This window comes from Pseudomonas sp. R9.37, assembly GCF_963878885.1.
In the GTDB taxonomy this organism is placed as follows: domain Bacteria; phylum Pseudomonadota; class Gammaproteobacteria; order Pseudomonadales; family Pseudomonadaceae; genus Aquipseudomonas.
The window spans coordinates 300,910-317,863 of the sequence record NZ_CAWNZA010000011.1; the positions used below are offsets into that span (position 1 = coordinate 300,910).

The 16,954-nt window shown below is 60.5% G+C and carries 18 protein-coding genes; 8 read left to right on the forward strand and 10 right to left on the reverse strand.

Going from position 1 to position 16,954, the window contains the following annotated elements; genetic code table 11:
• Window positions 1–148 precede the first annotated feature (148 nt).
• Window positions 149–2,095, forward strand: a complete 1,947-nt coding sequence (locus AACU78_RS08045) for an autotransporter domain-containing protein (RefSeq protein WP_106575725.1) — start codon at window positions 149–151, stop codon at window positions 2,093–2,095.
• Here the strand turns inward: AACU78_RS08045 and AACU78_RS08050 are convergent, their stop codons facing one another.
• From AACU78_RS08050 to AACU78_RS08065, 4 genes are all read right to left on the reverse strand, one after another.
• Window positions 2,096–3,004 carry an SdiA-regulated domain-containing protein gene (locus AACU78_RS08050; protein WP_106575726.1) on the reverse strand — a complete coding sequence of 303 codons (909 nt, stop codon included), beginning with the start codon at window positions 3,002–3,004 and terminating at the stop codon, window positions 2,096–2,098. It lies immediately after the preceding gene.
• 120 nt (window positions 3,005–3,124) lie between these two features.
• The gene (locus AACU78_RS08055) at window positions 3,125–4,048 is read right to left on the reverse strand and encodes an SdiA-regulated domain-containing protein (protein ID WP_106575727.1); all 924 of its coding nucleotides are present in this window, start codon (window positions 4,046–4,048) and stop codon (window positions 3,125–3,127) included.
• Between the two features lie 248 nt (window positions 4,049–4,296).
• Entirely contained in the window at window positions 4,297–4,962 is a 666-nt protein-coding gene (locus AACU78_RS08060) for a fumarylacetoacetate hydrolase family protein (protein WP_106575728.1), read from the reverse strand.
• Between the two features lie 22 nt (window positions 4,963–4,984).
• Window positions 4,985–6,379, reverse strand: a complete 1,395-nt coding sequence (locus tag AACU78_RS08065) for an FAD-binding oxidoreductase (RefSeq protein WP_106575729.1) — start codon at window positions 6,377–6,379, stop codon at window positions 4,985–4,987.
• A gap of 226 nt (window positions 6,380–6,605) precedes the next feature.
• Here AACU78_RS08065 and serA point away from each other — a divergent pair, with 226 nt between their 5' ends.
• Complete coding sequence (gene serA / locus AACU78_RS08070) at window positions 6,606–7,835, forward strand: phosphoglycerate dehydrogenase (protein ID WP_010167810.1); 1,230 nt, start codon at window positions 6,606–6,608, stop codon at window positions 7,833–7,835.
• 63 nt (window positions 7,836–7,898) lie between these two features.
• Here serA and AACU78_RS08075 read toward each other — a convergent pair whose 3' ends face one another.
• Entirely contained in the window at window positions 7,899–8,339 is a 441-nt protein-coding gene (locus tag AACU78_RS08075) for a DUF4399 domain-containing protein (protein WP_106575730.1), read from the reverse strand.
• A 134-nt stretch (window positions 8,340–8,473) separates the two neighbouring features.
• Between AACU78_RS08075 and AACU78_RS08080 the strand changes: the two genes are divergently transcribed.
• Complete coding sequence (locus tag AACU78_RS08080; protein ID WP_106575731.1) at window positions 8,474–8,968, forward strand: transporter substrate-binding domain-containing protein; 495 nt, start codon at window positions 8,474–8,476, stop codon at window positions 8,966–8,968.
• Between the two features lie 103 nt (window positions 8,969–9,071).
• Here the strand turns inward: AACU78_RS08080 and AACU78_RS08085 are convergent, their stop codons facing one another.
• Window positions 9,072–9,566 carry a DUF523 domain-containing protein gene (locus AACU78_RS08085; RefSeq protein ID WP_106575732.1) on the reverse strand — a complete coding sequence of 165 codons (495 nt, stop codon included), beginning with the start codon at window positions 9,564–9,566 and terminating at the stop codon, window positions 9,072–9,074.
• 2 nt (window positions 9,567–9,568) lie between these two features.
• A complete protein-coding gene (locus AACU78_RS08090) occupies window positions 9,569–10,201 on the reverse strand; it encodes a 2OG-Fe(II) oxygenase (RefSeq protein ID WP_106575733.1) in 633 nt (210 codons plus the stop codon).
• Window positions 10,202–10,332: 131 nt separating this feature from the next.
• Between AACU78_RS08090 and AACU78_RS08095 the strand changes: the two genes are divergently transcribed.
• Window positions 10,333–11,085: a DUF2059 domain-containing protein gene (locus AACU78_RS08095; RefSeq protein WP_106575734.1), complete on the forward strand. Its 753-nt coding sequence runs from the start codon at window positions 10,333–10,335 to the stop codon at window positions 11,083–11,085.
• A gap of 105 nt (window positions 11,086–11,190) precedes the next feature.
• Here the strand turns inward: AACU78_RS08095 and AACU78_RS08100 are convergent, their stop codons facing one another.
• Window positions 11,191–12,132, reverse strand: coding sequence for an alpha/beta hydrolase (locus tag AACU78_RS08100; protein WP_106575735.1), 942 nt, complete (start codon window positions 12,130–12,132; stop codon window positions 11,191–11,193).
• 99 nt (window positions 12,133–12,231) lie between these two features.
• Here AACU78_RS08100 and AACU78_RS08105 point away from each other — a divergent pair, with 99 nt between their 5' ends.
• The 4 genes from AACU78_RS08105 (at window position 12,232) to AACU78_RS08120 (ending at window position 14,890) form a co-directional block, all read left to right on the forward strand.
• Window positions 12,232–12,810, forward strand: coding sequence for a DUF6436 domain-containing protein (locus AACU78_RS08105; RefSeq protein WP_106575736.1), 579 nt, complete (start codon window positions 12,232–12,234; stop codon window positions 12,808–12,810).
• A gap of 90 nt (window positions 12,811–12,900) precedes the next feature.
• Complete coding sequence (locus tag AACU78_RS08110) at window positions 12,901–13,257, forward strand: EamA family transporter (protein WP_053258538.1); 357 nt, start codon at window positions 12,901–12,903, stop codon at window positions 13,255–13,257.
• A complete protein-coding gene (locus AACU78_RS08115; RefSeq protein WP_106575737.1) occupies window positions 13,257–13,670 on the forward strand; it encodes a DMT family transporter in 414 nt (137 codons plus the stop codon). Before AACU78_RS08110 ends, AACU78_RS08115 begins: the two co-directional genes overlap by 1 nt.
• On the forward strand, window positions 13,667–14,890 hold the full coding sequence (locus AACU78_RS08120; RefSeq protein ID WP_106575738.1) for a DegT/DnrJ/EryC1/StrS family aminotransferase: 1,224 nt from the start codon (window positions 13,667–13,669) through the stop codon (window positions 14,888–14,890). Before AACU78_RS08115 ends, AACU78_RS08120 begins: the two co-directional genes overlap by 4 nt.
• On the opposite strand, the gene AACU78_RS08125 is transcribed toward AACU78_RS08120, so the two are convergent.
• Together AACU78_RS08125 and AACU78_RS08130 are read right to left on the reverse strand one after the other, a co-directional pair.
• Window positions 14,868–15,746 (reverse strand): hypothetical protein, encoded by an 879-nt coding sequence (locus AACU78_RS08125; protein ID WP_106575739.1) that lies wholly within the window; start codon window positions 15,744–15,746, stop codon window positions 14,868–14,870. The two genes, AACU78_RS08120 and AACU78_RS08125, sit on opposite strands and share 23 nt — an antisense overlap.
• On the reverse strand, window positions 15,743–16,849 hold the full coding sequence (locus AACU78_RS08130) for a GNAT family N-acetyltransferase (RefSeq protein ID WP_106575740.1): 1,107 nt from the start codon (window positions 16,847–16,849) through the stop codon (window positions 15,743–15,745). The genes AACU78_RS08125 and AACU78_RS08130 overlap by 4 nt, the downstream gene beginning before the upstream one ends.
• Between the last annotated feature and the right edge of the window lie 105 nt (window positions 16,850–16,954).

Below are 16,954 nucleotides of genomic sequence, written 5' to 3' on the forward strand. Positions count from 1 at the left end.
ACCTCACTCAGTATCAAATCCGTTACAAATTACAGCCAGGCGACTCACGCGTTTAACAATGCGCCACTTTGCAATCGCTCAAGGAATGAGGCGCGCATTGTGCAATGGGTCTGGGCTTGACCTTCCCCATCACCTCAAGGACGACCTTGTGATAAAGCCCCTAGCCCTCGCGATCAGCGTGGTCGGCAGCCTGCTGTCGACACATACCCAGGCCTATGATTACGGCCAGCACGCCAACACCACCCTGGAAAAGCTGATCAACGATTATCCCGGCCGGTATCGCGGCACCGCCAATTTCGCCGGCGCAGCAGATTGGATGCAAAGCCAGATGGGCTCGGCCTACAGCCTCAGTCGCCAGAACTTCACCTGGAACAACGGCACTCGCGCCTCGCAAAACGTGGTGGCCTACGCCGCCGGCACCACGCCGCGGTACGTGGTGATTGGCGCGCATTTTGACACCTACTTCGGCCGCCCGACCCTGCAAGGCCTGGACGACAATGGCTCCGGCGCCAGCGTGCTGACCGAAGTGGCGAAGAACCTCGGCGGTCTGCAACTGGAAAACGGCCTGCAAATCGTCGGCTTCGGCGCGGAAGAGGAAGGCCTGCGCGGCTCCAAGGCGTTTGTCGACTCACTCAGCGCCAGCCAGCGCGCGAACATGCTGGCAATGATCAACCTCGACAGCCTGATCACCGGCGACATGATGTACGCCCACGCCGGCCAGAACAGCACGGCCAACCCCGCCCTGGCCTCGCTGCGCGAACACACTTTCCAGATCGCCAAGGAATTGAACATCCCCCTGTTCACCAACCCTGGCCTGGACCCGCAATACCCCAAGGGTACCGGCTGTTGCAGCGATGGCGAGCCGTTCGAGCCGCTGAAAATTCCGATTCTGTATATCGAAGCCACCCACTGGGAGTTGGGCGACCTGGACGGCTACACCCAAACCAACAACCCGAAAATCCCCGGCGGCTCCACCTGGCATGACCCGGCCGAGGACAACAAAGCCGTGCTCACCGACGCCTTCGGCCAGGCGCGCATCGACCAGCGCCTGCGCGACTATTCGCGCCTGCTCAGCCGCCTGGTGCTGGAGCTGACCAACGCCGACCTGATGGCCTCGACTGCCTCCGGCGGCGCCGTTGCACGCAACATGCAGGACAACCTACAGCGCCAGCACCAAGCCATGGTGCGCCTGCATGATCGCCGCTGGCTGAGCTTGCAAGCAGTCAGTCGCGAGGTTGGCAGCTTTGACGGCGAGGTTGGCGTGGACGGTGAATACACCCCGGACAGCGGCTTCGACAGCCCGCTCAACCCTCAAGCGCGGCGTTTGGGCGTGCATGCGCTCGGCGACTACCAACTCACGCCCAGCCTGAACATCGGCGCCAGCCTGAGCTACCTCAACGGTCGCGACAAACTCGAGCACCGCGGCAAACTCGACAGCGACACCTGGCAGGCCGCGGCCTACGCCTTGCTCAACGACGGCGGGCCGAGCTGGCTGGCCGGCGACCTGAGCGTGGGTCGTACGCGCTTTGATGCCAAGCGCAACTTGTTGATCCAGGCCAATGGCGGCCCGGTCTTGCTCAATCAGCAACTGAGCGGCAACACCGACGCATTGTCCTTGGGCGCGCGCGTCCTGGGCGGCTATGACTTCGACGTCGGCGCGGTCAAGAGTGGTCCGTTTGCCGGTCTGGATTACAGTCACTCGCGCATCGATAAATTCCACGAAAAACAGAACCTGCGCACGGCGCTTGAGTACCAGGAGCAATCTTTCGACTCCCTGGAAGCCAGCTTCGGTTGGCGCGTGCGCGGTGCCGTCGCCCTGCCCTATGGCGTGAGCCTGCTGCCTTACGGCGACATCGCCTGGGTCAAGGAATTGGCTGACGGGCGTCTCGACGACTTGCAATTGACCGCCCGCGCCGACGGCCAGGCGCGCACCGCCAAACTGGGTGCCGTGGACAAAAGCTTTGGCCGCGCCCAAGTCGGCAGCCAGCTGGCGATCACCCCGCAGCTGGGCGTTTACGCCGAGGTAAACAGCCGCCTGGGGCATGCCGAAGGCAGCCAGACCGGCTATTCGCTGGGTGTGCAGTGGATGTTTTGATCAGGGTTTCTTGAACACGTAAAACAGGTTCGGCTCGCTGACGAGGTACAAGCTGCCTTCGTCGTCCATGGCGATGCCCTCAGCCTGAGGCACACGTTTTTGCAGGCCATGGCGCCCGTTGAGCAGAGAAAGGCTGCTGAGCGGGCGACCGTCGATGTCCAGCTCCAGCACCAGAAACGACTCATCCGACAGCGCCAGCAGATGGCCGCTGCGCTCGTCGTATTGCAAACTCGACAGATCGCGTACAAACAGTCCGGCATCGCGCTTGGGGTTGTTGATGACGTGCACCGAGTAGGTTTTTTCCGGCTTGAAATGAGGGAAACCGTGCACCTCGTAAATCAGCATCGGGTCACGTTCCTTGGCCACAAACAGGCGCTTGCCGACCGAATCGTAGGCCAGGCCCTCGAAACCCTTGTTGCCGCCCATGTGTAAACCCAATGTCATCTGCTCCGCATCGGCGGCGTCGAGGAACTGGGTGTCATCGTTCACGTGTACTTTGATCAGCCGCTGCTGATGCTCATCGCTGATCACGTAGATGTTGTCGCTGATGAACTCCACGGCCTCGGCATCGCCAAAGCCCACCAATGGAATGCGCCGCAAAATCTTGCCGTCCAGGGACAGCTCGACCAGCTCGGCGTTTTTATTGGTGACGGTAAACAGGCTTTTGCGCACCGGGTCATAGGTGAGGGCCGAGACATCATCGTCGAGGCCTTCGATCACCTTGGCTTCCAGGCTGACGCGATAATCGGCCAGGCCGATGGAGCGCTCATCGGCCGGCTGGCGCCAGGCCTGCCAGTTAAACCATGCGCGCTCGAACAGACGCAATTGCTGTGCGACCACACCGGCGGCCACCAGGGCGATCAGCAGCACAGTAAAAAATGCGGGTTTGGGGCGGGCGAATCGACGCATCAGGGCAGCTCGAAGTCAAAAAGTGGCGAATGAATATCACGCCTGTCTGAATTTAAACTTAAACGCTGCCGGATGTCTGGGGAATGCCGCTATTGGAGAAATGCCCGACGTAATGGTGGGTTATTTCTGTTTTTCGAAACGGTAGAACAGGTTCGGCTCACTGACCATGTACAAGGTGCCGCGCTCGTCCATGGTCACGCCTTCGGCACGCGGAATGGTGCGCTTGAGGCCGTTGAAGCCGCCGAGCAAGGTCATGAAGCTGACTTGCTCGCCCTTTTCATCCAGCTCCAGCAACAGGTGGGAGTCGGCCGACAATGCCAGCAAGTGGCCGGTACGCGGGTCCACGGCAAGGGCCGAAAGGTTGCGCATGTCCAGCTCGGTGCTGGCGAGTTTTTGCTTGTCGCCTGTCAGCGTGGCGCCATCGCTTTTCCAGGTAAACAGCGCCGGTGGGCGCTCCTCGCCCAGCACGAGCTGTTGATTGCGCTTGTCCCACGTGATGCCTTCGAAGGCTTTGTTCTGATCCTTGGACGGGCCCAGGTCGTAGCTCTTGAAGTCAGCGATATTCAGTTGCTGGGTGCCGGCATCGACTTTCACCACGGTGAGCGTGTGCATGCGCTCATCGACAATGGCCATCAAGCCGTTCTCCATCATCGTCAGGCCTTCCGGGTTGTTCCAGCCGTTGAGTGGCATCTTGCGCAGTACATCGCCTTGCAGGCTCAACTCAACCAGGAACGGGTTTTTGCCCATCACGGAAAACAGGGTTTTGGTCTGCGGATTGTAGGAAAGATCCGAAGCCTCATCCTTCTCCATGCCGGGCAGCAACTTGCCGTCAATGACCGCATGGTAGTCCGGCAGCCAGACGCTGGCCTGCTGCTCAGCCGGCGTCTCAAAGCGTTCCGCCACCCACAGTACGCCACGGTCATCCCAATGCATGAGCCAGGCAACGCCATACACAATCGCCCCGGCGAGGAACAGCCAGGAATACCAGCGCAGGGCAAAGCGTGAACGGGGCTTGGGTGCAGCGGAGGGCAAAGTCACGGCCATTGAGCGCTTTTCCGGAAAGTCAGCGTTAGGTGATAGCACAGGATCAGCGGGCCCGCGCGCAGGAGGATGTGGATTATCCGGATGGCGTGTGAAAAAAATGCAAAAGCAGGGATTCAGAATGTATGAAGATCCAATGTGGGAGCGGGCTTGCTCGCGAATGCGCAGTGTCAGTCACCGAATGTATTGACTGGTACACCGCATTCGCGAGCAAGCCCGCTGCCACATTTTTTACTGCGTTTGGCCAGGAGTCAGCGAACGCTGCTTTCGAAACGGCTCACACCCGTCAACTCCAGCACCAGCTCGTCACACACGTTCAACGGACCTACGCCCGCCGGGGTGCCCGTGAGAATCACGTCACCGGCCTGCAGCGAGAAGCAGCCAGCCATGTGCTGGATCATCGGGATAATCGGGTTGAGCATCTGCGAGCTGTTGCCGTCCTGGCGCACTTCGCCGTTGATGGTCAGGCGAATACCGATATCGGTCACGTCCGCAAAGGTGCTGCCGACCACGAACGGTGCAATCACTGCCGCGCCATCGAACGACTTGGCGATTTCCCACGGCAGGCCTTTGGCTTTGAGCTCGGCCTGTTTGTCGCGCAGGGTCAAATCCAGGGCCGGCGCGAAGCCGGAGATGGCGTCCAGCACTTCTTCACGGCTGGGTTTGTTCGACAGGGGCTTGCCGATCAACACCGCGATTTCCGCCTCGTAGTGCACCGAACCGCGTTCGGTCGGAATGGCGAAGCCGCCTTCCAGCGCGACCACGCAGCTGCCCGGCTTGATGAACAGCAACGGCTCGGTGGGCACCGGGTTGTCCAGTTCCTTGGCATGTTCGGCGTAGTTACGCCCGATGCACACCACTTTGCCCAGGGGAAAGTGGATGTTGGTGCCGTCGACGTACTTGTGCTGGTAGCTCATGAAACGACTCCTACAGGGGCGATTAAACAGCGAAAATCTTTCCAGGGTTCATGATCCCGTTAGGGTCGAACACCGCTTTGACTGCCTTCATGTATTCGATTTCAACCGGCGAGCGGCTGTACGTCAGGTAATCGCGCTTGGTCATGCCCACGCCGTGTTCGGCGGAGATCGAGCCGTTGTACTTCTCGACGGTTTCGAACACCCACTTGTTGACGGTCGCGCACTTGGCGAAGAACTCGTCCTTGCTCAGGTTTTCCGGCTTGAGGATGTTCAGGTGCAGGTTGCCGTCGCCAATGTGGCCGAACCAGACGATTTCGAAGTCCGGATAGTGTTCGCCGACGATCGCGTCGATTTCCTTCAAGAACGCCGGCACCTTGGAGACAGTCACCGAGATGTCGTTCTTGTAGGGCGTCCAGTGGGAAATGGTCTCGGAGATGTACTCACGCAGCTTCCACAGGTTGTGCAGCTGGGTTTCGCTCTGGCTCATCACGCCGTCCAGCACCCAGCCCTGCTCGACGCAATGCTCAAAGGTTTCCAGGGCGTGGTTGGCGACTTCTTCGGTGGTGGCTTCGAATTCCAGCAGCGCGTAGAACGGGCACTCGGTGTCGAACGGTGCCGGCACGTCGCCACGGCCCATGACCTTGGCCAAGGCTTTGTCGGAGAAGAATTCGAAGGCGGTCAGGTCCAGCTTGCTCTGGAACGCGTGCAGCACCGGCATGATCGAGTCGAAATCCGTGGTACCGAGCACCATGGCGGTGAGGTTTTTCGGCGCACGGTCCAGGCGCATGGTGGCTTCGACCACAAAGCCCAAAGTGCCTTCAGCGCCGATAAACAGCTGGCGCATGTCGTAGCCGGTGGCGTTCTTGATCAGGTCGCGGTTCAGTTCCAGCACATCACCTTTACCGGTGACCACTTTCATGCCGGCCACCCAGTTACGGGTCATGCCGTAGCGAATGACCTTGATCCCGCCGGCATTGGTGCCGATATTGCCGCCAATCTGGCTCGAACCGGACGACGCGAAATCCACCGGGTAATAAAGGCCTTTTTCTTCAGCGACGTTCTGCAATTGCTTGGTGACCACGCCCGGCTGGCACACGGCGGTGCGGTCGGTGAGGTTCACCTCGAGAATCTGGTTCATGTAGTCAAACGACACCACCACTTCGCCATTCGCCGCCACCGCCGCAGCCGACAGGCCTGTGCGGCCGCCGGAAGGCACCAGCGCAACCTTGTGCTCGTTGGCCCAACGCACGATGGCTTGCACCTGCTCGGTGGTCTTGGGAAACACAATGGCGCAAGGCGCGGGTGCGAAGTGCTTGGTCCAATCCTTGCCGTAAGCCTCCAGGGAGTCTGCATCGGTCAGCACTTTGCCAGGCTCAACCAGGGTCTTCAGCTCATCAATCAGGGCAGGATGGGTCATCGACAGAACTCTCGAACAATTCATGGTCATCCTGAGAACGCTTCACGTCGCAGGAATGGGTGTTTAGCGGGGCACGTATGCTAGCATACCGCCCCCGCAGGACAGAGCCCAAGGGCGTTTCTGCGGTGACGGCTTTCCTGCCGTCCGGGTCAGCTCTTGTGCACTGATTCAAGGCACTAACTGCTCGATTCCCTGCCATTTTTCTCCGGGATACAGGTTTACGCAGATGAGCAAGACTTCTCTCGATAAGAGCAAGATCAAGTTCCTTCTTCTGGAAGGCGTCCACCCATCGGCTGTCGACGTACTGAAGGCCGCTGGGTACTCCAGCATTGAGTACATCACCAGTTCTCTGCCGGAAGCCCAGTTAAAGGAAAAGATCGCCGACGCGCACTTTATCGGCATTCGCTCCCGCACTCAGCTGACCGAAGAGATCTTCGACCACGCCAAGAAACTCGTGGCTGTCGGCTGTTTCTGCATCGGCACCAACCAGGTCGACCTCAACGCAGCGCGCGAGCGCGGCATCGCGGTGTTCAACGCACCGTACTCCAACACCCGTTCCGTTGCGGAGCTGGTATTGGCCGAGGCCATCCTGTTGCTGCGCGGCATCCCTGAGAAGAACGCTTCCTGCCACCGTGGCGGCTGGATCAAAAGCGCGGCCAACTCCTTCGAAATCCGCGGCAAGAAGCTGGGTATCGTCGGTTACGGCTCGATCGGCACGCAGCTGTCGGTTCTGGCCGAAGGCCTGGGCATGCAGGTGTTCTTCTACGACACCCTGACCAAGCTGCCATTGGGCAACGCCACTCAGGTGTCGAGCCTGACCGAGCTGCTGGGCATGTCCGACATCGTCACCCTGCACGTACCGGAAACCGCTGAGACCCAGTGGATGATCGGCGAGAAGGAAATCCGCGCCATCAAGAAAGGCGGCATCCTGATCAACGCTGCACGCGGCACCGTGGTTGAGCTGGACGCCCTGGCTGACGCGATCAAGGACAAGCACCTGATCGGCGCCGCGATCGACGTGTTCCCGGTGGAGCCACGCTCCAACGACGACATCTTCGAAAGCCCGCTGCGTGGCCTGGACAACGTGATCCTGACCCCGCACATCGGCGGTTCCACCGCTGAAGCCCAAGCCAACATCGGCCTGGAAGTGTCGGAGAAGCTGGTCAAGTACAGCGACAACGGCACCTCGGTGTCCTCGGTCAACTTCCCGGAAGTGGCGCTGCCCGCTCACCCTGGCAAGCACCGTCTGCTGCACATCCACCAGAACATCCCTGGCGTGATGATGGAGATCAACAAGGTCTTCGCAGAAAACGGCATCAACATTTCCGGTCAGTTCCTGCAGACCAACGAGAAAGTCGGCTACGTGGTCATCGACGTCGACGCCGAGTACTCGGACCTGGCGCAAGAGAAGCTGCAGCACATCAACGGCACGATTCGTAGCCGCGTGTTGTTCTAAGGTTTCAACGCAGCACAAAAAAGGGAGCCCCTCGGGGCTCCCTTTTTCACATCTGAACAAATCTTACTTGACGTTAACCGTGATGACTTTCGAGGCTACAGTCGGGTTGAACTGCATGTGCAGTTTGTCGCCGGCTACCAGCTGCAAGGTGTGCTTGCCAGGAGTGAGGGTCAGCTCGGTTTCGGTCTGGGCCTTGCCGTAGTGGATCACGGTGTCGGTGGCCGGGATCGGCACGCTGGCGTCAGGCAGCTCTTTCTGGTCAATCAGCAGGTGGTGGTGGCCGGTGCCTGGGTCCTGGCTGGTGGCCGGGGCCAGTTTCAGGCCTTCCATGCCGAATTTGACGGTGAAGGTTTTATCGACAGTGGCGCCGTCTTTTGGCGACACGATAAAGACTTTGGCGCCTTCAGGCGGCGCGCTGCGTGGGATACCGTCAGCAGCGGTAGCCAACATCGAAGCACCCAGCAGAACGCTGGCCAGGGTGGCACGGGACAAAAAGGCTTTCATTCGCTTCTCCAGTTTTTCTATGAAATCTGTAGGGTTATGACAACTTCGCGACAAATTGCTGTCCAAGGCACTCAACACCATAGCAAAGCGATGCTGAACGGCCCCTCGCGTAGACGAATTCATCAGGAGCGACCATGCGCTTTTCGCCTGGCCTTGTACTTTTGCTGCCCCTTCTGAGCCCATTGGCTCACGCCGAATTGATTGATGATGTGTTTGATCGTGGCGAACTGCGCATCGCCCTGGAGGCCAACACGCCGCCGTTCAACTTCAAGGACGGCGACAAGCTCACCGGCTTTGAAGTGGAACTGGGCGAGCAGCTGGCGAAGGAAATGGATGTACGCCCCTCATTCATCACCACCGATGACGCCGACATGCTGCCAGGCGTTGAAACCGGCAAGTACGACGTAGCCATCAACCATATCGCTATGACTGCCGAGCTGCAGGATCGTTTCGATTTCAGCGATCCCTACAAGGAAACACCTGAGCTGGCCATTCCATTCCAAAAGGGCAACCCGGCGTTCAAAAATAGCCTGGACAAGGCGCTGCAGCAGGTGAAGGCGGATGGTCGTTTGAAGGCGCTGACGCAGAAGTGGTTTGAAGGCGACACACCGGTCGTCAAAGCACCCTAGATCAACTGTGGGAGCGGGCTTGCTCGCGAATACGGACTGTCAGCCGGCAAATCAGTTGACTGACACTGCGCTTTCGCGAGCAAGCCCGCTCCCACATTTTGATTTAGGTAAGGCTTGAGAGATGGGCCAAGGCGACAGCTGCCTCAGGCAACTCCAGCTCGCTGAACACCAACACCCCGTGGCGCTTGAGCAACGCCGCCGTCACGCCTTCGCCGCTGACCTTTACGCCACTGAACGTGCCGTCATAGGTCAGCACGTTGCCGCAGGACGGGCTATTGGCCTTGAGAACGGCGACACGGATATTGTGGCGTTGCACCAGCGCCAGGGCTTGGAGGGCGCCATCGAGAAAGGCGGCGCTGAAGTCTTCACCTTCAGCGGTCAGCACCTGGGCACGGCCCTCCCACACATCGATGCCCTGCCCGCCCGGGATTTCGGCAGAGGGCCGGGGCGTCGGCAAACCGCCAGACACTTCCGGGCAGATCGCAACCACACGGCCTTGCGCCTGCCACGCCGCCAATTGATCGAACGGGCCGCTGGCGCCGCCGTCGTAGCGCACTTTGTGCCCGAGCAGGCAGCGACTGATCAGAATCTTTTCCATGTTTAAAACGGCTCGTTACCCCGCCGGCGAAACCAGCCGGTCAGGGACAGGCGTTCGCGCGTGGCGGGCAGGACTTCGTGGGGCACCTCCCCGGACAGGAACACCACCAGGCTACCGCCGGTGGGCACCACGTCGTATTCGACGCCGCCCTTGAGGTACATGCGCAGCTGGCCGCCATGCTCGGGCAGCCAGGCGTCGTTCAAGTAGACCACCGCCGAGACCATGCGCCGGTCATCGTCACGAAAACGGTCCAGGTGCTTGAGGTAAAACGCACCCGGCGGGTACATCGCAAAGTGGCTTTCGAAATCTTCCAGGCCCAGGAACAGCCCGCGGTTCATGGCCGACCGCAGGCTGTCCATTACGCCCATGTAGGTCTCGCAGACCGCTGCATCACCCTCTTCCAACCACTGGATATGGTCACCGCGAATGCCCTCGCGAATCTCCTGGGCCGGCCCGCGTCCTACAGCAGCAGGTGCCAATTCCCCCTCCGCCGCACGTTTACGGCACTCAGCCGCCAGTTCCAGGGTCAGAGCCTGGGGCAGGAAGCCGTTCTGCTGCGACCAGCCTTTTTCGGCCAGGTCGTCGACAATGCGTTGCAGCAGGGGATGATCGAGGGGTATTTGCATGGCGCGCATAGTATCCATACGCCTGTGAATCCGACAGAGCCGCCGAGCGTCTGAATACACTTTAGTCAGGTGACCGATAGGATTTCTCGACAAATCCTACGCCCGACACGGACAATAGTGGCCGACTGACAGGAGTCCATATGCGTCGTTTGTTTTTTTCCGTGCTGATGTTCTGCGTTTTGCCCGCTTGGGCAGACGGCCATGACCAGTTGTACAAGGTCGCCGGCTGGGCTGAACAGCGTGCGCATTTCAATGACGCTCTGAGTGCCGCTCAGCAACGCTACCGCAACAGCCTGCCGCCGGCGGTGTACCAGGCACTGGTGGACAACAGCAATAAACGCTTTGCCGCCCAGGCCGTGGACCAGCGTGCCGAGGCGCAATTGCGCAAGAACCTGGCGGACCCGAAGCCCGCCCTGGCGTTTTTCCAATCACCATTGGGCCGCAAAATTGTCGCCGCCGAGTTGCTGGCCACGCGCCGCGACCAGTTGGCGAAAAACGCCCAAGGCCTGCCGCACATTGAGGCCGATGCCACCCGCAGCCTGATCATCGGCCACTTGGCCCAGGCCCTGCCTGCCCGTGAAGCCGGGGCGGAAGTCAGCCTGGCGATTGCCGGTGTGGCCGCCGACAGCTTGAGCCAGATGATTCCGGGCCTGTTGGGCGGCGGTCAGGCTCAAGGCATGTTGAATGGTCAGCGTGAGCGGCTGATGCAGCAGATCGGCAACGACCTGAACAACACGCTGTTGTATGTCTATCGAGATTTGTCTGATCCGGAGCTGGAGGAATTCGCGACGTTCGCGGAGTCGCCGGAGGGTCGGGCGTATTACAAGGCGGCGCTGGCAGCCATTCGCGCAGGACTTGCCGTCGGCCAGAGCACTTCCAGCCTGTCGCAGTAACCAATGTGGGAGCGGGCTTGCTCGCGAATGCAGTGTGTCAGTTAGCAAATTAGTTGACTGACACTCCGCATTCGCGAGCAAGCCCGCTCCCACATTTGGATGGTGTTACTTCAGGTGGTCCGTCAAATAACGGAAGTATTCCTCACGAATCTCCGGAATCTCATTCGCCAAATGATGCCTGCCACGCGGGATCATCAACACTTCAGGCTGATCAAACTTGCCCCGCAGCACTTGCAGGTTGTGCTGCCAGTCCACCGTCATGTCTTCCTCACCCTGCACAATCACCGGCCGCCGCGAACTGCGCGGTGCGGCTTCGATGCGCTTGATCCACCGTGCCAGTGCGCCCACCCAGGCGGTCGGCAAGTGGCGCGGCTGCAGCGGATCAGCTTCCAGGAACGGTTTGAACGCAGGGTCGTGGGTGTTCTCGCTGAACCGCCGCGCGATGCCTTTGACGAAGGGCCGCAGCAAGTAATAACTGACCTGCGACCAACCCCACGCACGCGGACGCACCAAGGGTGACAGCAGGAAGGTCTTGCCCTGCGCCGGGCTGTCGGCGCCGTGATGGAGCACATGGTCCACCACCACTGCACCGCCGGTGCTTTGCCCGAACAGATGCCAGGGCTGCGGCAGTTGCAGCGCCGTGGCCTGGGCAAACAGCGCCTGCACCACGTTCTGATACACCGCAAAATCATCGATGCTGGCGCGCGCGCCGCTGGACAGGCCATGGCCGGGCAGATCGCAGGCAATCACCACACAGCCCTGATCCAGCGCCCAGTCCACCACATGGCGGTACAGCCCCATATGGTCGTAGAAGCCGTGGAACATGAACATCGTCGCCACGGGCTGGGGTGGCCACCACACCTGCGCCACCACTTGGAAGCCATCCACATCGAAACGCCCCAGGCGGCTCACCGCCGGTACCTTGCGCGCGGCCAGGTCCAGCCCGTAGAAACGCTGGTAGACCCGCGCCTCGGCGCTGAGCGGTTGCGCATCCACAAGTGGCCGCAAGCTTTCGCGCAGATGATCGGGGTCAAAGCTCACAGGCATAAAGGGTTCCAGACTAACGGTGAAGATGAATATCGAGCGGTGATATTCATCTGTCAGGACAAGCATGGCAAGCTACGCGACCTTCGAGGATTGATCTGAATGCGACAGCCCTACCGTTCCGCCCTGTTCGCCAGCCTGATCCTGGTCATCTGCGCCGGCGTGCTGTGGGCGGCGTATGACTGGTTCCAGGGCCGCTACCTGCGTGCATTCAGCGAACACACGGCGGTGTTCTCCGGCGACGCGCTGCGCCTGCCCGCCGAACTCTCAGGCCCCGGCCCGATCCGCCTGGTGCACTTCTGGGACCCGGCCTGCCCGTGCAATGTCGGCAACCAGCAACACCTGGGCGAGTTGATCGAGCACTACGCGCCCCAGGGCGTAGAGTTCTACGCCCTGCAAAAGGCCGGCAGCCACGGCCAACTGCCCGACAACCTGCGCAAAATGAAAACCCTCCACGCCCTGTCCGGGGCCGAGCAGATACCGGCCACGCCTGCCGTCGGAATCTGGGATCGAAGCGGCAAACTTGCGTATTTCGGGCCGTACAGCGAAGGGCTTACGTGCAATTCCAGCAACAGCTTCATCGAGCCGATCCTGCAAGCCCTCGAGGCCGGGCGCGAGGTCGATGCCACTCACACGCTGGCGGTGGGCTGCTATTGCGAGTGGAGCAAGGCACCAAACTGAACACAGCCTGTTCAACCAGCAAACTCCAATCACCCGATCAATCGGCTGCTGTATCGTACGTTTTCAGTGAGATTGTAAGCGTAGGAATACATGAGCCAGTTAACCATCATCCTCTGGATGCTCAACGTTATCGTTGATACGTCTGGCCAGTTGGCTTTCAAAGCCGCCGCCTCGGCCAGCGCCGAGCATGATGGCATGGCCCACTGGAAGCACATGCTCAAGCGGCCGTGGATCTGGCTGGGGGTGATCTGCTACGTCTTCGAATTCGTGTTGTGGCTGGCGTTCCTGACCCTGGTGCCGCTGTCGGTGGGCGTGATGCTGGGCTCGATCAATATTGTCGTGATCATGATTGCCGGACGGTTCCTGTTCAAAGAGAGCCTGAGCAAATGGCGCCTGATCGGCATCATGCTGATCGCCTGTGGTGTGACAGTCGTAGGGTTTGAATGATGAAACGCTTTTATATCCTGGGTTTTCTCGCGCTGATCATTTTCGACACCTTGGCGCAGGTCAGCTTCAAGTTCGCCTCGGTGCATGCCGAGCCGCTGACCATGGACGCCGCCTGGCTGGTTCGTGTGTTCGGCGCGCCGTGGATCTACGGCGCCTTTGTTGGCTATATCGGCGCGTTCTTCACCTGGATGACCTTGCTCAAATACGCACCGGTGGGCCCGGCGTTTGCGGCCTCGCACTTGGAGCTGATCAGTGTGACGCTGATCTCTGTCTGGCTGTTCGATGACACCTTGACCCTGCCTAAAATCATCGGCGGTGCGCTGATTATTGCGGGCATTCTGTGCCTGGCGCGCAGCGAAGACAAAGAGAGCAAACCGGTCGAGGTCGAGCCGGTGCAGGCCCCGGTGTCATGACACGCCGATGGGAAATTCCGCCGACCGCAGGGCTCCCTTTGCGCTGGTGGGATTTGCTCGGTTGCTCAGCAGACCTGGCCGATTCGCTGGCCCGCCAATTCTCGATTCCAAAGCCGGCGCTGCCCTGCTCCGGCACGGCGGCGTTGATCATCGCGCTGCGCACCTTGCAGCAGCGCATGCCCGGCCGCACCCGGCTCATCGTGCCCGCCTACACCTGCCCGTTGGTGGCACTGGCTGCGCATTACTGCCCGCCGTTGCGGGTGGTGCCCTGTGATTTGCAACCGGGCGGCATTGACCTGGACGAACAACAACTTCAGCAGCTGTGCGATGAAAGCACACTGGCCGTGGTGGTCACCCACTTGGCGGGGCGCGTGGCAGATGTCGACACCGCCAAACGTATTGCTGACTCAGTCGGTGCGGCGGTCATCGAAGACGCCGCGCAAGCGATGGGCGCACTCGACGATGGCCACAGCGTCGGGCTCAAAGGCGACGTGGGCTTTTTCAGCATGGCGCTGGGTAAAGGCCTGACCACGGCCGAAGGCGGCGTGCTGTTCAGCCGCAACCCGGTGCTGCATCAGGCGCTGCACCGGCAATGCCAGCAGGACCTGCCGTTCAGCCTGCGCTGGGAGCTGCAACGCACCGCCGAACTGTGGGGTTATGCCCTGGCCTATCAGCCGCGCGGTTTGTACTACGTGTACGGCAAAGGGTTGCGCGCGGCGCTGGCGCAAGGCGATGAAGTGGCCGCCGTGGGCGACGACTTTTCGGTCGATGACATCCCGCTACACCGCCTGGGCGCCTATCGCCAGAAAGTCGGCGCCGCCGCGCTGGCTCGTTTGCCCGATCACCTGCAACAAGGCCGTAACCGGGCACTGCACCGCGCCGCACGCTTGAATGCCTTGCCTGGTGTATCAGTGGTGATGGACCGGCCGGGGCAGCAAGGCACCTGGCCGTTTCTGATGGTGATGATGCCGTCGGCACACATGCGTGATGCGGCGATGACGCAGCTGTGGACCTCAGGGCTGGGTGTGACCCGCCTGTTTATCCACACCTTGCCGGACTACCCGGCGGTGGCCCCGCTGTTACAGCCTGGCAGCGACATGACCCAGGCCCAAGCCTTCGCCACTCGCACGCTGTCGATCAGCAACAGCCACTGGCTGACGGACGCTCTCTTCGAGCACGTATTGGCCCAGCTAAAAGCTATCGTCGCCAGCCCTGATTGATACGCGCGACCAAACGGCTGTTCAGCTCGTTCTGCTGCTGTTGCCAGATCTGCACTTGCGCTTCGGGCAGTTCTTCCTGGCCATCGGAGGCACTCAACCAGCGCTTGAACTTGCTTTCATAGTGGTAGGCCGACACATCGCCGGTGACGTCCGCGCCGATGATCTGGCCCTGGCAGGCGCTGATCAGGTCATTCAAATGCTGCTCGAGGAATTCACCCTGGTCCCAGTTGGTGTTCACCACCTCGGGGCTCAACACGTCTTTGTCGATGGACAGGTACACCGGCAGCGAACGGTCAAACTGCGCCAGGAATGCGCGCATCAACTCATCCGGGTGGCTGAACGCGCGATTGCTGCGGCCAGCGCCGACCCAGTTCATCCAGCGCGTGTCGACGTTGACGTTCCAGTAGGTCAATTTGCGCTTGAGCAGCGGCGACCAGTGATTCTCCCAGGCGTGGCCCAGGCCGATGTCCTGCGAGCCGATGCCCAGCACATGCACATGCTCGATTTGCGGCAAACGGCTGGCCCAATAGACCCACGAACCGCAATGGATGCCGAACGGGTAACGCATGTTGTCCGGGTGGTTGTCGCAGATGATCAGTTGAAACTTCTGCTGCGTGGGCAGTCGGTTCAACAGTAATTGGCTGAGGTGGTGATAATCGCCACTGCCGGTAAACACACAGCCGTAGTCGCCGGGCATCTGCGCGTGCAGAGCGGTCTCCAGCTCTTTGAACTGCGCCCACCGGCAGCCAAAGCGGATTTTTTCCTGCCAGGCCTGCAACGGCAAGGTGATCGCGCCGGGTATGTCACTAACGGCGCCATCGAAATCCAGAATCAGCGGTGGTCGATCCTGGCTCATGAGGTGTGCTCCTGTTGCCACTGGGCATCGCTTTCAAAGTGATGGCGGAATCGATTACCCAGCTTGCGCAACAGCGGGTTGCGCACCCAGACCAGATGGCGGGTGAAGGTGAAGTCGGCGCCGAGGCTGGCCTTGACCTGCGGGTCGGTCCAGCCGGCCACGTAAAACTTCAGGCCGTTGGCGACTGCGTACTCCAGGTTTACAAACCAACTGACGAAGTACAGGTTGAACTCCAGCGCCTGCGGGTAGTTGAGGCCGATGTACTTGTCGAGCAGCTTGTCGCCCTCCACGTAGCAGAGGTTGTAGCCGATCAGTTCGTCGCAGTGCCAGTAGCAGAACACCCGCCCGTTGCTGGCGGCGTCCTTCAATAGGCTGCTGAAAAACTCCGGCGTGAGCAGGTCAAAATGGATCTCGCTCTGGTCGTAGACCGCCCTGTACAGCGCGTATAAGTGCGCCAGCCAGGCTTCATCGTTGAAGCGCGCATCGCCGGTGTCCAGGACTTCCACGCGCAGCGCTTCACGACTGCGCAATTTGCGTCGGATATTGCGCCGACGGCTGTGGGACAAACGCGCCAGGTATTCATCGATGGTGGTGAAGTTGATCGGTACATATGCCAGCGCCTGGCCTTCCAGGCTGATGAAGCCGCGCCGGGTGCAGTCATCGATCAAGTCGTGCGCGTAGCGGTTGTCCGCGTCGCTGAGCAGCGGGGAATTGCACGGCACGTCTTTGATCACGGTGAGTTTGCGCTGCGGCGCACACTCATGTTGCAGCCACTGCGCAAGTTTCTGCGGCGACACGCCTTGGGGGAACGGTGAGTATTCGCTGACCGTGGTGCCGACAAAACAGCTGTCGATACGCAGCCACGACTGCCAGAAACGATACCCCGGCCAACCCCGCACACGGTTCACGAACTCATCGTCGGCGGTGGTCAGCAGGTCAAAAGGCGTGAAGAAGTACGGCAGGCCCTGTTCGGACAAGCGCACGTCGAAACCCACTGGCGGGTGCTGCAAAAAGCGCCCGATCAGCGATTGCCCTTCCAGGCAGCACGCGTACGTAGCCTCGGGGCGGCTGGAGTCTGGCAGTGGTTGCGTGGCGCAAGTCATGACAAAAAGCTCAAAGATGACAGGTGGAATAATAGCCTCTTCGGGGTGTTCTCCACTTGAACCTCGGCTGTCGGCAGGGCACATCAGCATTTCCCGCAGCCCGCG